Annotated in this window: 16 protein-coding genes; 1 reads left to right on the top strand and 15 read right to left on the bottom strand. The window is 28.4% G+C overall.

The genetic code is table 11. The features are described from left to right. From Q0F58_RS10885 to Q0F58_RS10815, 15 genes are all read right to left on the bottom strand, one after another. Positions 1-1,004 (bottom strand): penicillin-binding transpeptidase domain-containing protein (locus Q0F58_RS10885; RefSeq protein WP_294376265.1); only part of this gene is annotated, 1,004 nt, incomplete at its 3' end. 211 nt (positions 1,005-1,215) lie between these two features. Then, positions 1,216-3,477, bottom strand: a complete 2,262-nt coding sequence (locus Q0F58_RS10880) for a stage V sporulation protein D (protein ID WP_294376262.1) — start codon at positions 3,475-3,477, stop codon at positions 1,216-1,218. Positions 3,478-3,613: 136 nt separating this feature from the next. Continuing rightward, positions 3,614-4,123, bottom strand: a complete 510-nt coding sequence (locus tag Q0F58_RS10875) for a cell division protein FtsL (RefSeq protein ID WP_294376260.1) — start codon at positions 4,121-4,123, stop codon at positions 3,614-3,616. A gap of 39 nt (positions 4,124-4,162) precedes the next feature. Beyond that, the gene (gene rsmH, locus Q0F58_RS10870; protein ID WP_294376257.1) at positions 4,163-5,095 is read right to left on the bottom strand and encodes a 16S rRNA (cytosine(1402)-N(4))-methyltransferase RsmH; all 933 of its coding nucleotides are present in this window, start codon (positions 5,093-5,095) and stop codon (positions 4,163-4,165) included. A 322-nt stretch (positions 5,096-5,417) separates the two neighbouring features. Beyond that, positions 5,418-5,699, bottom strand: coding sequence for a hypothetical protein (locus Q0F58_RS10865; protein WP_294376254.1), 282 nt, complete (start codon positions 5,697-5,699; stop codon positions 5,418-5,420). A 297-nt stretch (positions 5,700-5,996) separates the two neighbouring features. After that, positions 5,997-7,784, bottom strand: coding sequence for a dynamin family protein (locus Q0F58_RS10860; protein WP_294376251.1), 1,788 nt, complete (start codon positions 7,782-7,784; stop codon positions 5,997-5,999). A gap of 139 nt (positions 7,785-7,923) precedes the next feature. Further along, on the bottom strand, positions 7,924-9,687 hold the full coding sequence (locus Q0F58_RS10855) for a dynamin family protein (protein ID WP_294376248.1): 1,764 nt from the start codon (positions 9,685-9,687) through the stop codon (positions 7,924-7,926). Between the two features lie 27 nt (positions 9,688-9,714). Next, on the bottom strand, positions 9,715-10,521 hold the full coding sequence (locus tag Q0F58_RS10850; protein ID WP_294376246.1) for a hypothetical protein: 807 nt from the start codon (positions 10,519-10,521) through the stop codon (positions 9,715-9,717). Then, positions 10,511-13,120, bottom strand: coding sequence for a dynamin family protein (locus Q0F58_RS10845; RefSeq protein ID WP_294376244.1), 2,610 nt, complete (start codon positions 13,118-13,120; stop codon positions 10,511-10,513). The genes Q0F58_RS10850 and Q0F58_RS10845 overlap by 11 nt, the downstream gene beginning before the upstream one ends. Positions 13,121-13,298: 178 nt before the next feature. After that, positions 13,299-14,195 carry an NAD(P)/FAD-dependent oxidoreductase gene (locus tag Q0F58_RS10840; RefSeq protein ID WP_294376241.1) on the bottom strand — a complete coding sequence of 299 codons (897 nt, stop codon included), beginning with the start codon at positions 14,193-14,195 and terminating at the stop codon, positions 13,299-13,301. 324 nt (positions 14,196-14,519) lie between these two features. Beyond that, positions 14,520-14,750: a hypothetical protein gene (locus tag Q0F58_RS10835; protein WP_294376238.1), complete on the bottom strand. Its 231-nt coding sequence runs from the start codon at positions 14,748-14,750 to the stop codon at positions 14,520-14,522. A gap of 428 nt (positions 14,751-15,178) precedes the next feature. Then, a complete protein-coding gene (locus Q0F58_RS10830; protein ID WP_294376235.1) occupies positions 15,179-15,631 on the bottom strand; it encodes an Lrp/AsnC family transcriptional regulator in 453 nt (150 codons plus the stop codon). A gap of 175 nt (positions 15,632-15,806) precedes the next feature. Beyond that, positions 15,807-16,271: a hypothetical protein gene (locus tag Q0F58_RS10825; protein WP_294376233.1), complete on the bottom strand. Its 465-nt coding sequence runs from the start codon at positions 16,269-16,271 to the stop codon at positions 15,807-15,809. Between the two features lie 77 nt (positions 16,272-16,348). Beyond that, positions 16,349-16,819, bottom strand: coding sequence for a DUF6304 family protein (locus Q0F58_RS10820; RefSeq protein WP_294376230.1), 471 nt, complete (start codon positions 16,817-16,819; stop codon positions 16,349-16,351). A 406-nt stretch (positions 16,820-17,225) separates the two neighbouring features. Next, a complete protein-coding gene (locus Q0F58_RS10815; RefSeq protein ID WP_294376228.1) occupies positions 17,226-18,923 on the bottom strand; it encodes a carbon starvation protein A in 1,698 nt (565 codons plus the stop codon). Between the two features lie 327 nt (positions 18,924-19,250). Between Q0F58_RS10815 and Q0F58_RS10810 the strand changes: the two genes are divergently transcribed. Beyond that, positions 19,251-19,448: a hypothetical protein gene (locus Q0F58_RS10810; RefSeq protein ID WP_294376224.1), complete on the top strand. Its 198-nt coding sequence runs from the start codon at positions 19,251-19,253 to the stop codon at positions 19,446-19,448. Positions 19,449-19,512: the final 64 nt, after the last annotated feature.

The raw sequence follows: 19,512 nt of genomic DNA, 5'->3' as shown, positions 1-19,512 counted from the left end.
AGTCTATTTCTCCACATTTTATTTGTCTTTTCAGTATCATTATTTCCCTCAAAATCTTCATATCCTTTAAAAGGAGTATTGGGATTAAAATCAGGTTTATTAGACATTCCTAAAATTTCTCCAGTCTTTGGATCCATAACAAGTACTGAAGCTGCTTTTGCTTTATTTTCATCATAAACCTGCTGTGCTACTTTTTCAGCAAAAGCCTGAATATTTTCATCTATAGTCAATGTGACATCTTTTCCATTCTCAGGAGATGTAAACTTGGATATTGTATATGGATAATCTGTATTACTTTTTTCTAGTTCTGTTATTTTCATTCCTGGAATTCCAGCAAGATAAGAATTATATTGAAGTTCAACTCCAGTCAATCCAACTCCATCACTATTTGTACATCCAAGAACATGAGCTAAAAAATTATTATTAGGATAATATCTCTTTGTATCTGGTGATACCAGAACTCCTCTTATTTTCAATGCATTTACTTTATCTGCTTCTTCTTTGGTAATTCTTCTTATCAATGTAGCTGAACCTGCATCAGCACCACTTGGCAGCTTTGTTTCAAGTTTCTTTTTCACCTCGTCTTTTTCAAGTCCAAGTGATTCTGCTATGGCTGGAGCAATATCATCAGTAGTTATACCTTCTGTTTCACTTGGAAGAGGAATTCCAGCACTTTTTCTCTGTTCAATTTCCTGCTCTGTAAGAGTACTTAATTTAGCATGCAGATAAGTCCTTATTGAATTCAAGTCAAAATCTACTCTATACACATTAGCAGATACAGCTAATTCTTTTCTATTTCTGTCTAAAATCTTTCCTCTTATGGCATCTATTTTAACTTCACTCGTCCATTGTTCTTCTGCTCTCTTTGAATATATGGGACCCTTAATTATCATTACATAAGAAAGTCTTATAGTTAAAAGTGTAAAAACAAAAATTATTCCCACTAAAGCATATGACAGCTTTTTTCTCATTTTCCCCCTGTCTTTAAAGTTATTTTTTTTCACAGCCTTTTCCTCCATCCATCTTCATTATGCTTATCCAAAATAAATTTTTAACATATAATTGCAATCAATTCTAATAATCTGTAAATCATTTTGTACTATAATAATATTCTTCTCATTTCTTTTTATTCATGTTTAAAATTTAAAAGACTGAACCTCTGAAAAAAAAAAGCATAGACAAATAACATTAAAATTATTTGTCTATGCTTTCACTTTAATCTTTATAATCACTTTCTAATACAATATTTACAGATGTCCCTTTTGTAACCACTTCACCTGAAGATATATTTTGACTCTTTACAGTACCATCTCCTTGAAATGTTACTGGAATTCCCAGACTAGTCAATAAATTATAAGCTGATTCTTTTGTATATCCTATCACATCCGGCATAACCACATTATTTGAATCATCTGTTCCTCCAGATGTATATAATTTTATTGTAGTTCCTTCTTTTACACTATACCCTGGCAATGGATCCATAGCTTGTATTGTGTCTCCATTTCCTTCTATAATACACTGAATATTTGACTGTTTTAATGCATTTTCAGCATCAGCTTTTTTCATTCCTCTAATTTCTGGAACTACCACATCTTTAGAAATTTTGGTTATAGTATCTTCCGAAAATTGATTATTGAAATAATTAAATATATTAGTAAATAAATCATGAGCATATGGAACTGCAACCTGACCTGCATAGTAATTTCCTGTACTTGGTTCATCTACTGTTATCATGATTGTAACCTTAGGATCGTCTACAGGAGCCATTCCTACAAAGGAAGATATATATTTTCCTTCTATATACACTCCATTTTCCATCTTTTGGGCTGTTCCTGTCTTACCTCCTATATGGTAACCATCTATAAATGTTGCTGTCGCTGAACCTGCTGTAACAACCTTCTCAAGATAAGTTCGCAAAAGTGCAGTATTTTCAGAACTAGCAATCTCTCTTGTCACTGGATTAAAAGTTTCATCTACAATTTCAACTCCATTTTCATCGTCATGAGTAACTTCTTTCATAATATGAGGCTGTATCCATGTTCCTCCATTTGCTACTGCATTGAATGCTGCCATATACTGCATTGAATTTACTGTATTTGTATGGCCAAATGAAATAGTAGCAAGATCTGTAGGTGAAATCTTTTCAGGAATTTTTACAATTCCATCAGCTTCACCTTGAATATCTATTCCTGTAAGTTCTCCAAAACCAAATTTCTTGATATATTCATAAAACTTATCTTTTCCAATCATTGATCCTAATTTCATAAAACCAACATTACATGAATTCTGAATTATTTCTGGAAAAGTCTGAAGTCCATGACCACCTGTTTCCCAACAATTAATATCCCTGTTAGCTATATGAAGTTTTCCTCCACATTCAAATGTAGTATTTTCATTAACAATACCTTCTTCCATAGCTGAGAGAGCAGTTATAACCTTAAATATTGAGCCAGGTTCAAAAGAATCACTTACAAGCCTGTTTCTCCACATTTTATATATTTTATCACTTTCATTATCACCATCAAAATCTTCATATCCTTCATAAGGTGTATTTGGATTGAAATCAGGCTTATTTACCATTGCAAGTATTTCTCCAGTCTTTGGATCCATAACCATAACTGATGTAGCTTTAGCTTTATTGTCTTCATAAGCCTGCTGAGCTGCTTTTTCTGCAAATGATTGAATAGTTTCATCAATTGTCAAAGTTACATCCTTTCCATTTACTGGAGATGTAAATTCAGAATCACTATAAGGAAGATCATTGCTGTTCTTATCAAATTCTCCAATCTTAACACCTGGAATTCCTGAAAGATACGTATTATATTCTGATTCTATTCCAGTAAGTCCAGTACCATCATTTCCAACAACTCCAAGAACATGAGATAAGAAATTATTATTTGGATAATATCGTTTTGTATCTTTTGAAACAACAATACCTCTTATTTTCAAATTTTTCACCTTATCAGCATCATCTTTTTCTATTCTTCTTATAAGAGTTGCAGATCCTGCTGGAAGACCACTGTCCAACTTTGTTTCAAGCTTTTCAAGTACAGTTTCTGTCTTCATTCCCAGGGCATCCGCTATTACAGGCGCAATATCTTTTTCTGTAATTCCAGAATCACCTACAGGAACCGGTATTCCAACACTTTTTCTTTGCTCTATTTCTGCCTGTGAAAGTTCATCTGCTTTTTTTTCAAGATAATTTCTTATAGTAGTAAGGTCTAAATCCACCCTATAAACATTTGCTGATACAGCAAGTTCTTTTCCATTTCTATCTAATATTTTTCCTCTTACTGCATCAATTTTAACTTCACTTGTCCATTGTTCTTCTGCCATTCCTGCATACTCAGGCCCTTTTATAATCATTATATATGATAATCTTCCGATTAAAATTATAAACAGTATTGTAACAGCTATACCTGTATACCATGTTTTTTTCTTCATTTTCTGCCTATCTTTAAAAGTTCTTTTTTTCATAGTCAGTTCCCCCACTATTTTCTCTGGTAAATACTTAAGACTCAGATGAATGCACAACCCATCTGAGCCTTATAAAATATCAAATCTCATCTATAAAAAATATAATTGCATTTGTTTTAAAATAAATATATTATCGTTATTTAAAAAACTTATCAAAAAAATCAAAAATTCTATTTCTATTTTTATTTTCTTTATCATTATCAACTGTTACATCTTCAAAATAATTTTCTGAAAAATCTATTTTTACTACATCCTCACTATTAGGCACATACATTCCAAGTGTACTGCCGGCATTCTCTTCTATATTTCCTAATGAAGAATATTTTAGCACTTTTACCCTTAAAGCTTCATTTTCTTCATTGATAAAACTTATCTGCCTTTCTAATGCTGTTACTTCTTTCTGAATCCTATACACTTTGCTATCCCCTGCTATAGTAATACAGCCTAACCCAAGAATAACCATAACCATAGTAAACATGTATTTTCTATCGTTTTGTTTTTCAAGATTCTTAAATTTTCTTTTTCTATCATCTTTCTTTTTTCTTTTCTGTTCTTCATTTATCTTGGGTTTCCGTATAGTAGTCTTTTTTACAGGTTTAACAACAGTATTTCCCCTTATTCCATAACCGTACTCTCCTCGTGGCATTTTTTTCACATCCCTACTCATTTATATACACATTTAACTTTAAATCTTCTCAACAACCCTTACTCTTGCACTTCTGCTTCTTGGATTTTTTTCAATTTCTTCTTTTGTAGGTACAATTCCCTTTCTGCTTAAAACTTTAACCAGTGGTTTCTTTCCACACACACATATTGGAAATTCTTTAGGACATGTACATGGATTCTCAAGTTCTCTAAATTTTAGTTTTACAATTCTGTCTTCTAAAGAATGGAAAGTTATTATTGCCATTCTTCCTCCTGAATTTAACCTATTTATTCCATCTTCTATAGTCTTATTTAATATCTTAAGTTCTGAATTAACCTCTATTCTTATGGCCTGAAAAGTCCTCTTCGCTGGATGAGGTCCATCTCGTCTCGCTTTTGCTGGTATAGCAGCTTTTATTATTTCTACAAGTTCAAATGTAGTTTCAATCGGTTTCTCAGTTCTTTTATTGACTATAAAATTTGCAATTCTCTTTGCAAATTTTTCTTCTCCATAATCTTTTATTATTTTATAAAGTTCTTCTTCACTATACTCATTTATAATATTGTATGCAGAGAAATCATTATCTCTATTCATTCTCATATCTAAAGGTGCATCCTGCATATAACTGAAACCTCTTTCAGCATTATCAAGCTGATATGATGAAACCCCTAAATCCATCAATATACCATCAACTTTTTCTATTCCAAGGTCATCTAATATGCTGTCTATATTATAAAAATTACTGTGAACATACTTCACATTGTCATAATCTTTTAACCGTTCTTTTGCTGCACTTAAGGCATCAGTATCCTGATCAATTCCTATGAGCAGTCCTTCTTTTGATAAATGTTTTAATATATATGATGAATGCCCTGCACCGCCTAATGTACAGTCAACATATATTCCATTTTCCTTAATATCTAATCCATCAATGCATTCATTTAAAAGCACTGATACATGTTTAAAATCCATAATAAAAACTCCTTATATTCCTTTATCATTCACTTTTCAGCAATTGAAATCAACTTTCAGGTTATTGTAATCCCACATTATAAACTTCAGATAACACCCCAATAATACTATGCCCTTTTAATCTTTGAGTATTCCTTTGTAATTTTTGTGGAATAAATATTACAACTTCTGAGAAAAAGAATTCGACAAAGTTTTTAAATTTATCCTTCTGTAAATTTCATTTTAAAACAAATCATTTTTATACCACTTTAATTTGTCCATTACATACTATTCTATAAATTTAACACATTTCCTTCTATTTATCAAAAAAAATTATATTTTTTTATTCAATATCTAAAATTTCCAGATCATATAGTATGTTGCATGATGTAAGAAGTATGAAAATTACAACAAACCAAACTGGTCCATCACATGGTGATTTAATAGAGTCTGAAGCTGCCTTATATATAAAATAGTAATACATCAGATAATCCAGAATAAATACACTATTGATAAGTAATTTTTTCTTGTTCTTTTTTTTGTATGAATCATACATAAGATATATTGTATATCCATTTTTCCATATAACAAGCGCTGTCACAAGAATTATCATAACCAAATCCATTTTCATTCCCCTTATAATTAATACCTAATTACTATATATATACATGCCTTTCAATAATAAAACTACACTAAAATTAAAGATTTTTTAAAATCTTTACTCCTGATATACAATGATTTATATACATTGCAATTATCCTTTTACATTTGAAACTTTAATTTTACATATATAACATAAATTGGGGATATAATTTTAATCTTGCATTATTTAATAAACTTTCACAAAATGAACAAAACTGAAATCATAGAATAAGAATCAGTTTTGCCATTCTATAATTTCAGTTTTCAAATTAATTTTTATCTACATAGATACCAAAAGACATTTATGTAAAATGAAATCTATTTCCCTCTTTAATTTTAACAAAGTATCATAATCAGTTTCTTCAACCATTTCTTCACTTTCTTCTTCACTGAATTCCTCTGAAAGTTCATCAAACAGTGCCATTATTTCTCTTCTATTTGTTTCCTTAAATTCATCAATATATTTTCTTACTGCCTTTTCCACATCCTTAGCCCAATTATCAATAGCTTCCATAGATATCTCATTTATCTTGCTCTGCCATGTAAGGGCATCATAGAGATAAATTATAGAATCTGTAAATATACTTAAATATCTTGTGATTCCTTTCAATGATGTAGCTCTTATTACTTTCATAAGCTTTGCCAGACCATTAACATGTCTATCATATTCTGCACTACTATTATCTAGCCTCTTGAAATTTTTTTCAGATGAACTTGAATTGCTCTTCTTTTTATCTTCTATATTTCTAAACATTTCTCCAGCAGCCTGCTTCATTGCATCTCCAATATGTTTTTTCAGTATTCCTTCCATAACATCACTATAACATGGAATATTTACTTTTACTTTATCTTCAAGAACTTTTGCTGTCTTATTCAATGTTTCCTGTATTGCCTTATCAAGAAGAATTATTTCATCTTCTATATAACTTAATACCTCTTCTGTCTTTTCACTCGTAAGTTTAGGTACATAATAATGCTGCATAAATGAATATGTTTCTTCTCTCTTAGTCCACTTAGTTTCATCTTCTATGTATTTGCTTACATCTTCTTTTATATTTGCAGCAGCTTTATCTATAAGCTTCATTGATTTAACTTTTGTTTTAGTAAATCCTCTTTCAAGAATTCCAGTTATTTCTTCCCTGCATTCATAAAACTCTTTTGTAAGTTTTTTTCTTTCATCTAAATCATTCTTTACTGATTCAATAGATGCAATCTTTGAATTTACTTTTATTTCACATTCTCCCAAAACATAATCCTGATAATTTTTCAATGCTTCTCCAAGTTCTTCAACTTTTTTAGGGTCATTTACTCTTTCATATATGTAATTCCAAAGTATTTCTCCATTAGGATTTTTTTCACTGCTGCTTTCAATGAGAAATGTCTTCACATCTTTATGTATACATTCATTTACATTTTCTCTTATTTCAATTATTCTCTTATTGTTTTCTTCTATATCTTTAGGACACATATTTACAGCAAGAATAACTTCTACATTATCTGAAATTATTTCTCCTACATATTTAAGGAATTGGTAATCATCATCATTAAGTCCTACTCTATATGAAACTACATATACTATAAAATCTCCCTCAGGAATAAAGTTTTTCAATACATCTTCATGATAATCAACAAGTGAACCATAACCTGGTGTATCAAAAATTCTTAATCCATCATATTTCTTGTTTTTGCTTCTTCCTGTATATCTTAGTCTGTGTATATCAGATGAAGGTTTAACAACTAATTTATCAAATTCTTCTTTTTCTATTTCAGTTACGCTTCCATCTCTTCCTACTTTGCTCCATACATCTTCTTCATCAGAAATCACAGCTTCTGCCACAACACCTGTTGTAGGTTTTACACTTTCAATCATTATTTTCTTTTCAAGAATACTATTTATCAAAGCACTCTTTCCTGAACTTGTTTCACCAAGCATTACAACATAATGAGATGGATTGACAATTCTTTCTTTTACTAATGAATTTTTATCTATAATATCTTTTACTCCTAGTGTTTCCACTATTGAATCAATTTTTTCCTGTCTTCTTATACAGTTATTGAAAATGTTCATATTATATTCTCTCCCTCTTTAAACTAAAACATATCATACAGCGCAATTTACTGACTATAATAATATATATTGCAACATCAAAATTACATTCAAAATTTGCATCATATTTCACTGTACATTATTAATTGTAACATATATATTATGCTAAATTATTTTTTAAATTGTTTAAAATTTTCAAATCTTCTTCAAATAAAAGAGTATGTTTTTCATCATATTCTTTATTATACTGATTTTCTATATTAGACATATCTTCTTTAAAAGTTTTTTCAATCTGCTTTCTTATCTTTTTAATTGAATCATCAACTTCTTCCTGCTTTGCCCTTAAATCATCTATTATTTCTTCTTTAAGATAATTTTCAAGATCTTCAATCATGGGCTCAAGATCTTTTATTGTATAATCAGCTCTTGTATGAAGAATACCCTTTCTTATGTTTTCTCCAATTATTGAAAATACAAACCCTATTCCCATTCCAACAAGGATTCCAAGAGGTCCTCCAAGACTACTTATAGCTCCTACAGTCCCAATAAGTCCTGAACTTACTCCAAGAATTGATGGAAGTGATTTTTCAAATTTAACGCTGCTCTTTTTATTAAAAAAAGAAATATTTTCATATGTTCCATCAAATCCTTTGATAGTTACATACTGAAGCTTTCCATTAAGATTTTTCACAAAATCACTTGTTATATTTAACACGTCTTCCATAATATCATTTATAGCTTTGTCAGACAATTCTTTATATATAGAACTCAACAGTTCTCCATCTACTATCCCTTTATTTACTATTCTTTTTAGGTTTCTTCTTAATTCATCCATATTATATTCTATAATTTCTGAAACCTCTTCTATTATATTATCCATTTTATCATAAGAATAACTTCTTATATTCTTAAAATATTCTTTATTTTCACGCAAAATATCTTGTATCTTAGTTATCTTTCGTATTTTGTTTAATTCATTTTCGCTTGTTTTAGTCATAGAAACTGAAATACATTCTTTAATTTTCATTTCTATACTATTTAGCACTTGATCAATTTTATTTTCAAGAGTGTTCATAAGAGAAATATTGTATTCTTTTGAAATATTCTTTATCTCTTCTAAAACAGGCTCTATACCTGATTTCTTATACAATTCACAATCATGTGTAAATTTTCCTTTTACAGCTTCATATACATTGACTATATTTACTTTTATAGCTCTGCTTTCATTATACGAATTGCTTATTCCATTAAGAACACCTTCATTATGTTCCTTTGCATCTTCTGCATCTTCCAAAGTCTCATCAGTCCATTTATTTTGAACAAAAATTGTATTTGAAAGTTTAGGCCATAACGCATTTATAAAATTTTTTTCTGTCCTTGTTATAGGGGGATTTGTTCTTATCATAAAAATTCCTGCAACAAGTTTATTTACATAATCAATTGTTGTTTTTTGATTTTCAGGAGTCAAGCTTCCAACCCCAGGAAGGTCTATAAGAACAATATTATCCTTCACTATCTGACTGTTATTATATAAAATTATTTTCGTAACTCCCATTTCATTGGCTGGATTATAATCATTATGTACATATTTTTCCAATTCTTCTATTTTTATTGTCTGTTTTGGTTTTCCCAAAAAATAAACTTCTGCTTCATGAACATTCTCTCCATAATGAACTTCAACTGGCACACATGTAGTTTCATCTACATCTGTTGGAAGTACATTTTCATTCATAAGTATAGAATTTAAAAAACTGCTTTTACCAGCACCTTGTATTCCCAAGACTGGCACTAATATTTCTTTTTTATTCAAATTTTCTTTAAAATGTTTAAAATATTCTCTATAATCAAATTCAGTATTTTCATTCATATATTTTTTCAATAATTCATTAAATCTTGAATCATCAATAATATCAATATAAGTCATTTCTTTCTCTCCTCTTTTTATAAAAAGCTAGTTTTTCTTCCTTCCAAAAAGTTTTGAAAAGAATGATCTATTTCCCCATTCAACTTCTTCTTGTAGACTTTGAATTTTTTCATTAAGTTCTTTTTCATATCCATGAATTATTTTTATAAGCAGCTCTTTTTCATCTATTTTTTCACTTAATCCTTTAAATTTTTCATTTATAAGCTGCTTATTACTGAAAAAATTACTTTCCATTTCTTTTTCAAACTTCTGAAGCTCTTCTTCTAACTCTTCTGTACTGATTTTATCTATTTTTTCTAAAACTTCATTTTTATTTTTAGCAGCATCTTTTACTACCTTTATTCCTAAAATAGCCAGTTTATCTTCAAGCTGTTCAAATGTTATGTTCTCTATTTTTGAATCTATACTCTTAAGTTCTTCTTTAATATCATTGTCAGATAACTCCAATTTTTCTTTTATATTTTGTGTGTCTTCCATCAGCCTGTGGAGATTTTCATTAAATAATTTATTATGTTCTATCATCATTTTGCTCTGTTCGCTTATTACTTTTACTATTGAAGATTCTATTGTAGTCTCAATGCCTTTTGTTATAGAATCTATATTATTATTGAGGCTTTCTATAACATCATGGAAATCTTCATTATCATCAACAAATTCTTCAATTTCCTTCTTTATATCATTTATTTTCTTTTCAATTGGCTTTATCTTTTCAAGAACTTCTGCTGTCATATTCTTAGATACCCTAAACAAAGAATCTGCCATATCTGACTGAAGCTCACCCATCATATTTTTTGTCATTTCATCACATTGTATTAATATTGATTTATCTTCCATGATTTTCCTCCATATTTTGTCCATTTTCTAAGAAAAAATGTAGTATATCTTCTATCATTTCTTTTTCTTCGCTTCCATGTGCCATTAAATTTTCCATAGTTTTTTCTTTTATATTCTTGTATGTACTTAAAATGAAATCATCCTTTTTCTGGCATTCTATAAGTGTCATATTATATATTGGATTTTTCGCATTTATAAGAATTTTTCCTACCTTATTCTGCCCAAACTTATTTATAATGTTTTTCTTTAATATACTTACTTCATTTAAAAGTTCCTTAATATTTTGTCCAATAATAAATTCTTTATAAGAATCTATGACAAGATTCATTTTCACTTCATTATATTCCAAAAATTCCTTTAAATTTATATTTTTTAATATATATTTTTCTGAATTTGCAATCTGTATTCCATTAAATATGAGATACAGATTAAACTTTCCACCATATATGCTTTTCAATTTTTCATAAAGCTTCAACTTATTCACATTGTCTTCATATATAACAACTATATCAGAATGTTTAAAAATTCCAGTTTCTTTTAATTCTCTAAGCATATCCTTTGACATATATATTCCATGCATTCTTGAAATAAATTTTGAAGCTGTGTCCACATCCCAAGTCCAATACACTTCAATACATTTTCCGTTCAAATTTCTGCTCACTTCATCATGCATATAACGTCCTACTAGAAGATAATTTTTTTCACATATATTACTTATTATTTTATAAATATTATAACTTTTTTTACTTAATTGGATTTCTGTTATCTTAAATTCTTTATTATCATCAATAGAATTATATTTTCTAGCTTTATTCATAAGAGCAGCTTCTTCAAGTTCTTCTGCTGTAGGATTTTTTCTCAGCATGAGTTCATCTCTTATTTTCTCAAGTCTTAATGAAATATCTTCAATATTAGATATTTCTATATTTTGATTTTTCTTTTCTGCAAATTCCTTTTCTCTTTTGCTCACTTCATTGTAGAATAAATTTATTGATCTTGTATACTGTTTTGTCCATTCTGTAAGTATATTCACATATTTTACTCTATTGACATCACATACATTTTCAAGTTTCTTTATTGTAGCCGTTTTGTCAATAATCTTTTCATCAAGGACTTTCTCTTCATATCCCCAATTTTTATCAAATACATTTGATAAAAACCTCTTTCCCCTATTCAAAACTCCTTGTTTTTTTATTTTTTCAGTTTTCTCATGATATTTATGCATTACTTCTACACTTTCATAATTCATATTGGGAAGTGCATAACTGTATATAATGTCCATATTCAATTTCTTATACAATTCATTTTTCTTATATTCACATGCTTTTACTGTTAAGAGTATTTCTTCTTCTATATCTTCATTTGCTTTATTTATCTTGTTTATTATTTTCTTATATGAATTCAAATTATAATCATCAGAATTCTTTATGCTGTCTATACACTCATAAATCATTCCATCAATACTTTCTATTTTAAATGTAACTTCATCCTTTAACCTTTTAAAATTTCTAAAAGCAGCGTCAATATCATCCTTAGTAACATTTTCAATATTAGCTGCAGATTTTCCACTACTTTCATCTATTATTTTATGATCTGTCTTTATTATACTGTCTATTTTGCTTATAAGACTTATTCCCCTCTGTCTGTTTATCTTAGGCGTCAGTTTATTAACACATCTTTTTACACTTTCTATAAATTCCTCAAAATTTGATTTTTCATATAATTCCTCATTTTTTTGAATAATTGCCTTGAGTGCATTTAAAGCCGATATCTGCACTATTTCAAAATCATTATAAGATCCGCTTAGATTTTGTTCATTACTCTCTTTTTCCAAGCCTTTTCCTTTACATACAGCACTCCTTAATAACTTTTCCCCTCTTCGTTTGTGTTTTTTTAATATTTCAATTTTACTTTCCTCTACAATTCCGTTTTTCCCTATTTTCTCCTCAACAGAATCTATCATATTTTGTACAAGTATTATTTCTTTTCCTCTTCTATGTACAATCCTCATCTTTTCTGAATTTATTTCATCACTATTAGCTTTCACTGTAGTTAAAAATAAACATATATCTATTGTAGGAAGCAGGATCTCCATAGTAACCCTTTCATGTATTTCAAGATTATATGCATCAAGTCCAGGACTGTCAATAATATGTATATTATCAGGAAGAAGAAATGCTGGCGTTGTTATATCAATTTGTGCAACATCAAATTTATTATCAGGATTCTGACTTTCATCACAATATTGCCCTATATTTTTTTTATTAAGTTCTTCACCTTTAAGGTATATTGTTTCTCTATCATTAAAATATATAGTAGCTTTTCTTTCATTTCCTTTTGAACATGTTATTATTATGCTGGAACTTGGTTTTATTGCAACAGGAAGAAGTTTTTCCTGAAGCAATGCATTTACAAGAGTAGATTTTCCACTGCTTGTTATCCCCATTATAGCAACACGTACTATGTTCTTTTTTATAAAATCAGCCTTTTCATTCAGCCAGATAACATCATTAAAATATCTTTCTTTTGCATACTCGTCTTTTTGCAGAACTTCTGATATATCATTTATTATATCTAAAATATAATTGTCTTTCTCCATAAGTCATCTCCATACAATACTATTCTCCATCATTAATTCTATATTAACATAATAAATACTATTAATCTAATTCTATTTATATTTCATATATGTAATAAATTATTAAAATCTCATCCAAATTCTATATTATATATACAAAAATTTCAAATAAATTTAATCTTGCATCTCTCATTGCTGATTATCCATCATGTATTATTGATTGTAACATGTATAATGAGGCAAAAAAATGCTTTGAAAATATATCATCTGTGACCAATATAATTTCTTCTCCTGCTGATTTTATATATTGATATGGCATTCCAACAATATCTCCAGCTGCAAAGCATCCTTTAATATTAGTCCTCATTAATCTATCAACTTCTACATGATTATCAACTATCTTCAATCCAGGAACAAGCTGTCCTGGAGACACACTTTCTCTTAAAATAAAAATTCCATCTGTTTCTATTTCTCTATTTTTAAGTATCAGCTTCTTTACATTTGTTTCACCTTCAATTTTCAAGGGAATATCTTTAATTACTTCAATTTTTTCATCAACATTTACTTCGCCATCATACATTGGTATGTAATAAACTTTTTCTGCAATAGAGCTTACAAAATCAGCTTCACTTTCCTCTTTCTTATTATATGCAATAATTGAAACTGTCTTACTTTTATAAAGAGGCGCATCGCATGTAGCACAATACCCTACACCTTTTCCCAAAAACTTTTCTTCTCCTTCAAAAGGTTTTCCAAAATTAACTCCAGTGGCTAAAATAACTGTTAAAGCTTCGTACATTTTTTCATTTGCAGCTAGTGCAAAATAATCTCCCATTGAATATATGTTATTTATTCTTTCATTTGTTATATTTATTTCCATTGATTTCATATGAGCTTCAAATTGTTTTTTTATTTCTACTCCACTCATTCCATAAAACCCTAAATAATTATTTATTTGCTTAGCCTTTATAAGTTTTCCACTAAAATCATCATTTCCAAAAATAATAAATTTCTTTTTTCTTATTTTAGCATTTAAAGCAGCTTCTAATCCTGCTGGCCCACTTCCTATAATTGCTATATCATATCTTTCATTCATAGAAAAATCCTCCCAAATAAATTAAACTTATCAAAATTTAATTATCCATTTCTGTATTCATAGTATATGCTAATATAATAAATTTCACAATCTTAATTTAGAAATATTTCTGTCTATATTGAAATCAAAAAATTAAAGGGATATGCTGCATAAAATATCTAAAGCATTTATTCAGTACCATATTAAAATACCAAATATGGCAGAATTTAATCTTTCTACAGCATTTCCCTTCTTACTGAAATATATATAGTATATATCTTTAGTATATGTAAGATATACAGGATCATATAATATTTTAAAATCTTATGTCCATTGTAATCGGCCTTATTCCCATTCAATAGTGAGAATTTCCAGTTCTCCTTCTTTTAAAGAAACTTTATATCCATTTGATATAAGCCACACTGCTAAATCTGTAACCATATTTTTTCTCAATTCATCACGTTTGCTTACAGCAAAAACAGCTGACACCTTGTTCATTCCTGCTTGCTTTCCCTGTTCAATATTTCTAAGTATTATATTCTTATTCTCATTGAGTTTCTCTTCATACTCAGTCACAATATCTCCTCCTTATTATTAATCATCATCTGACAATAGTAATTTATCTAAAACATCATCAGTCAACATTGTATTAATATAATTTTATGAGATATGTTTATGTTTTATTACTATACTTTCAACAACTTGTCTTCTATCTGCTAATTCTGCTCACAAAGATCATTAAACATAATATTGTAATAACTGAAAAAAATACGATTCTAAACTTATCAATTTCCAGCAGATCTAAAAATTTTTTCCAAATACTTTTCTTTTCATTCATCATTATTACCTCTGAATTATATACTTACTATTCTGAATTATATGATAATATATATGTCGCAAGATTAAAATTACATTTAAAATTTATCTCATACATATAAAAATTTCATCCTTCATTGCACATTGTCAATTGAAATACATATTTCTTAAGAAATTATATCATATTTTTATAAATCTTTACATTCAGATTTAAGACTTATACCTCTATGTTCTACTGCTGTTGAAAATACAATTTGAGTTTCTGTATTTCCATATTTCTGCAATTCTCCAATAAATGCATCTAATTCAAGTGTAGTATGATATGCGACCTTTATAAGCATAGAATATTTTCCAGTTACACAGTTACACTCTAAAACATTTGGACACGATTCTATAAATGGATAAAATTCCACCTTTTGTTTGGGAGACATTTCAAGATTGATGAAAGCTTTTATATTATATCCTAATTTTAAAGGATCCAGTTGTGCTGAATAACCCGTTATCACTCCAGCTTCCTCCAGCTTTTCAATACGTGCAGAAACTGCTGGTGTTGATAAAAACACTTCTTCTGCAAGATGTTTTAAAGGATATCTAGCATTTTTCTGTAGAAGTTCTATAATTTTGTAATCAATTTTATCCATATTTATAACCTCTTTTTCTATAAATTATTTAAATAAAAAAGAGCATACCAAATAATCTCAAATTATTGATACGCTCCTTTACGTTCATAACCACATTTATATTTTAAAGTTTATCATGGAATTTTACAATAGTTTTTTTAGTTTTTGATTAAAAATTTTAACTTCATTCTTGCCTTTATAAAATTTTATTAATATTTTCAATTCGTTCTTTCATCCTCAATATTATTCCACTTAAAATATTATATGTCACTCCGCTTGTCTTATGTGCATTATTAACAAGTCTCCCTTGAATATCAATAAATAATGCAAGTTCATCACTTATAGTTGTGAGGTTATATCTTAAATATTCTTTTGGAGTCTTAGCTTTTGGCACAAATATCTTATTGCAAAACTCATTGATTAAAAATGATATATTATCATATGTTCTAAAATCTATCTCCTCTACTTCTGAATTTACAAGTTGTGATTTTATATTTTTATAATAATCTATCATTTTAATAGATTCCTTTTGAAAAACTTTTCCTAATATATTTATAGTGGGGAGACTTTTATTTTCATTTATCATCTCATTTATTACAGCAATTCTTTTTTCTTCTATATTTATAGTTTTATCTACAATATCTATTATTGTATATGACATAAATCTCCCTCCTAATATACCAATTATTATCTATCTAGTATTATTATATTATACTTTCAAATTTATTTCCATAATGATTAAACATTTTTCGTCAGAATTTTATCGTTTGTAGGAGATAAATATTCATATATGTTTTGCTTTATTTCATACCCTAATGGAAGTCTCCTTTTTAAATTATTTATAATATTTGAAAAATTTATTCCTGTAGCATAATATCTCTTATCATTTTTATCAATTAATATTGTATTTTTATATAGATTTTTCTGTCTTTCAATTCTTAATATAGCTTTTTCCGTATATTCTCTATTGTTCTCTATAAGCGGAAGCAATATTCTTACATCTAAAACATATTCTATCAATTCGTTATCTTTAAGATAGAAATTCTTCTTAACTTCATAATTTTCATCACAATAAAAATCAAAATCATAGTTATTGCTATAAAATTCAAATCCTCTCACTTTAAGAATTATATTATCTTTTTCAAAATAAACATAGCATTTATCGCACCCAAGATTATCACTATAAATTGCAGAATATTTTAAATTCATAATTTAATCATCTCCTATTTTCTCTCATACCCTTATAATATTTTGAATTGAAGCATCACTATATTATAATAACACACTTATTCCATTTTATGTAATTTTTTTGTTGTTGTAATTATAATTGTTGAAAATTTCATAAACATTTCAGCAAATTCTTTTTAATCCATTTCTGTATAAAAACAATCATTCATAAATTTTCCTAATATCTTTCAATATGACAGTACCTTTTTCAGCAATTTATAAAAACTTCATCATTTCAAGTTAAAATTATTTTGTACTATTTAAAAAAACATTCAAAAATTCCTAAATAACTTGAATTCTTCAAAACATAAAAAAGCATCTATAAACAGCCTTTAAAAAATTTTCTGTTTATAGATGCTTATACTATTTTTTTAATATTTTTTTAAATTTATGATTGTGTACTTACTTTTACATCAGAATCTGTATTATCTCCAAATAATTTCTTAAAGCATGATACTGCAACCATGAATCCAAGTGCTATCAATAATATTGCAAATATCAATTGTAATCCATCAGTCAAGAATACAAATTCTCCAGTAGAAAATTTTCTAAATATTTTAACTAATGCCTGAACTAATGCAGTAAATGTTACACATAACATCATTACCATTGGTCCCCAAAGCATAAAGCCTTTTCTGTTTGTTGTTTTTAAGAACACTGCAAGTGCAATAAGAACTAGGGCTGAAAGTAACTGATTTGCAGCTCCAAATAATGGCCATACATTATTATATCCGCCAAGTGATAAAAGTGCACCTACAGCTAAAGTAAGTATAGTTGAAAAATACTTATTAGTCATAAGTTTTGTAAATGACGACATTTCTGTATCACTATCTAAAGTGTCAGTCATAAAGAATTCTTGGAAAGACATACGTCCTATTCTTGCAACTGAATCTAATGATGTTAATGCTAATGCAGAAACACACATTGTCATTATGCATGTTGCAACATATTCTGGTATTCCAAGTAATGATAAGAACCCTGCTACATTACCAGCAAATATTGAAAATGGAGTTCCTTTTGGCATTACTCCTCCTTTTGCTGCATATCCAACAACAACTAATGCAACTACTCCAAGTAATGATTCAATAAGCATAGCTCCAAAACCTATTGGAAGCATATCTTTTTCATTTTTAACTTGTTTTGAAGAAGTTTCTGATGAAACAAGACTATGAAATCCAGAAACTGCACCACATGCTATTGTTACAAATAATGTAGGGAAAATCATATTTCCATTAACCTGTACTCCAGAGAATGCTGGAAGATTCATAGCTGGTTTTGCAACTACTATTCCAATTACAGCTCCAATTATCATTCCTAACAATAAGAATGTACTTAAATAATCTCTAGGCTGCATCAAAAGCCACATTGGCATTATTGCTGCCAAGAAAAGATATACGAATACAATTGCAAGCCATTCACCTTTTCCTAAGAATATAGGGCATGCAATTCCTGCAGCAAGCATTGCAATTAAAAGAACAACTCCAATTACAAACTGAAGCTTCTGGCTTGGTTGTTTATGCTTTATAAATACACCAAATACCATTGCTACAACTATAAACAACATTGATATAGATGCTGCTGCTGCATTAGGTGCAACTTTTGCGCCTTCTGCATTAAATCCATTAAATGTATTTGCAACCATATCTGCAAATGCTGCAATAACTAATAATGAGAAAATCCATGCAAATAAGAAAAATAACTTTCTTCCTGCTTTACCAATATACTTTTCAATAATTGCTCCAATTGATTTTCCTTCATTTTTTACAGATGCATATAAAGCACCGAAATCATGTACTGCTCCAAAGAAGATACCACCAATTAATATCCATAATAATACCGGAACCCATCCAAAAACTGCCGCTAATATTGGTCCTGTTACAGGTCCTGCACCTGCTATTGATGAAAATTGATGTGAAAATACTACACCCATAGGTGTTGGAATAAAGTCTTCACCATCTTCCTTTGTATATGCCGGTGTTTTTGCTTTTGGGTCAATTCCCCATGTGTTAGCTAACCATCTGCCGTATATTAAATATGCAGCCCCTAAAACAACGATAGCTAGTCCAACGATTAATAAACCGTTCATTCTATTCATCTCCTATAATTTAAATAAAAAATATTGCATAATTAGAAGTTTCCCCTCTCCACTTGCTAATTATGGCTTCTTATAATGACAAGTAAATATTATCACTCAATTATCTAATTGTCAAATTTAGCAGGTGTTTTTTCTTTTTTTATTACGTTTACATAACTTTTTTTATGATATTTTTATTTTTTCTCCATATAAAATTACTTTTCTATAAATTACACACATATATTTATCATTTTAATAATATTTTGAAAAGTATTTATTTAATGGTATAATGTGTAATATGTACCATTGTAAACAATGCCATTATAGGAGTTAATCTTTATGAACAAAGAAACAGAAAATAAAATAATATCCTGCTGCAAGAAATATAGCATGGACTGTGATAATCTTGAAATAATTCCTGTTGATGATAATTATGTAGCAAAAGACTCAAAAGTAAGGGTTTTATTTGATAAAAATGGAAAGGCAATTTCCCTTCCTATGAATTATGCTTATGGAAAAAACACAGTAAGCGCATAATAAAATAGTATATTGATATATAAAATCCGCTGAGCTATCATAGTTATGATGATCAGCGGATTTT

It is taken from the genome of uncultured Clostridium sp. (assembly GCF_934754915.1).
In the GTDB taxonomy this organism is placed as follows: Bacteria; Bacillota; Clostridia; order Clostridiales; family Clostridiaceae; genus Clostridium.
Note: the sequence above shows the minus strand (reverse complement) of the source record. Positions and strands in the feature narration are given on the sequence as shown.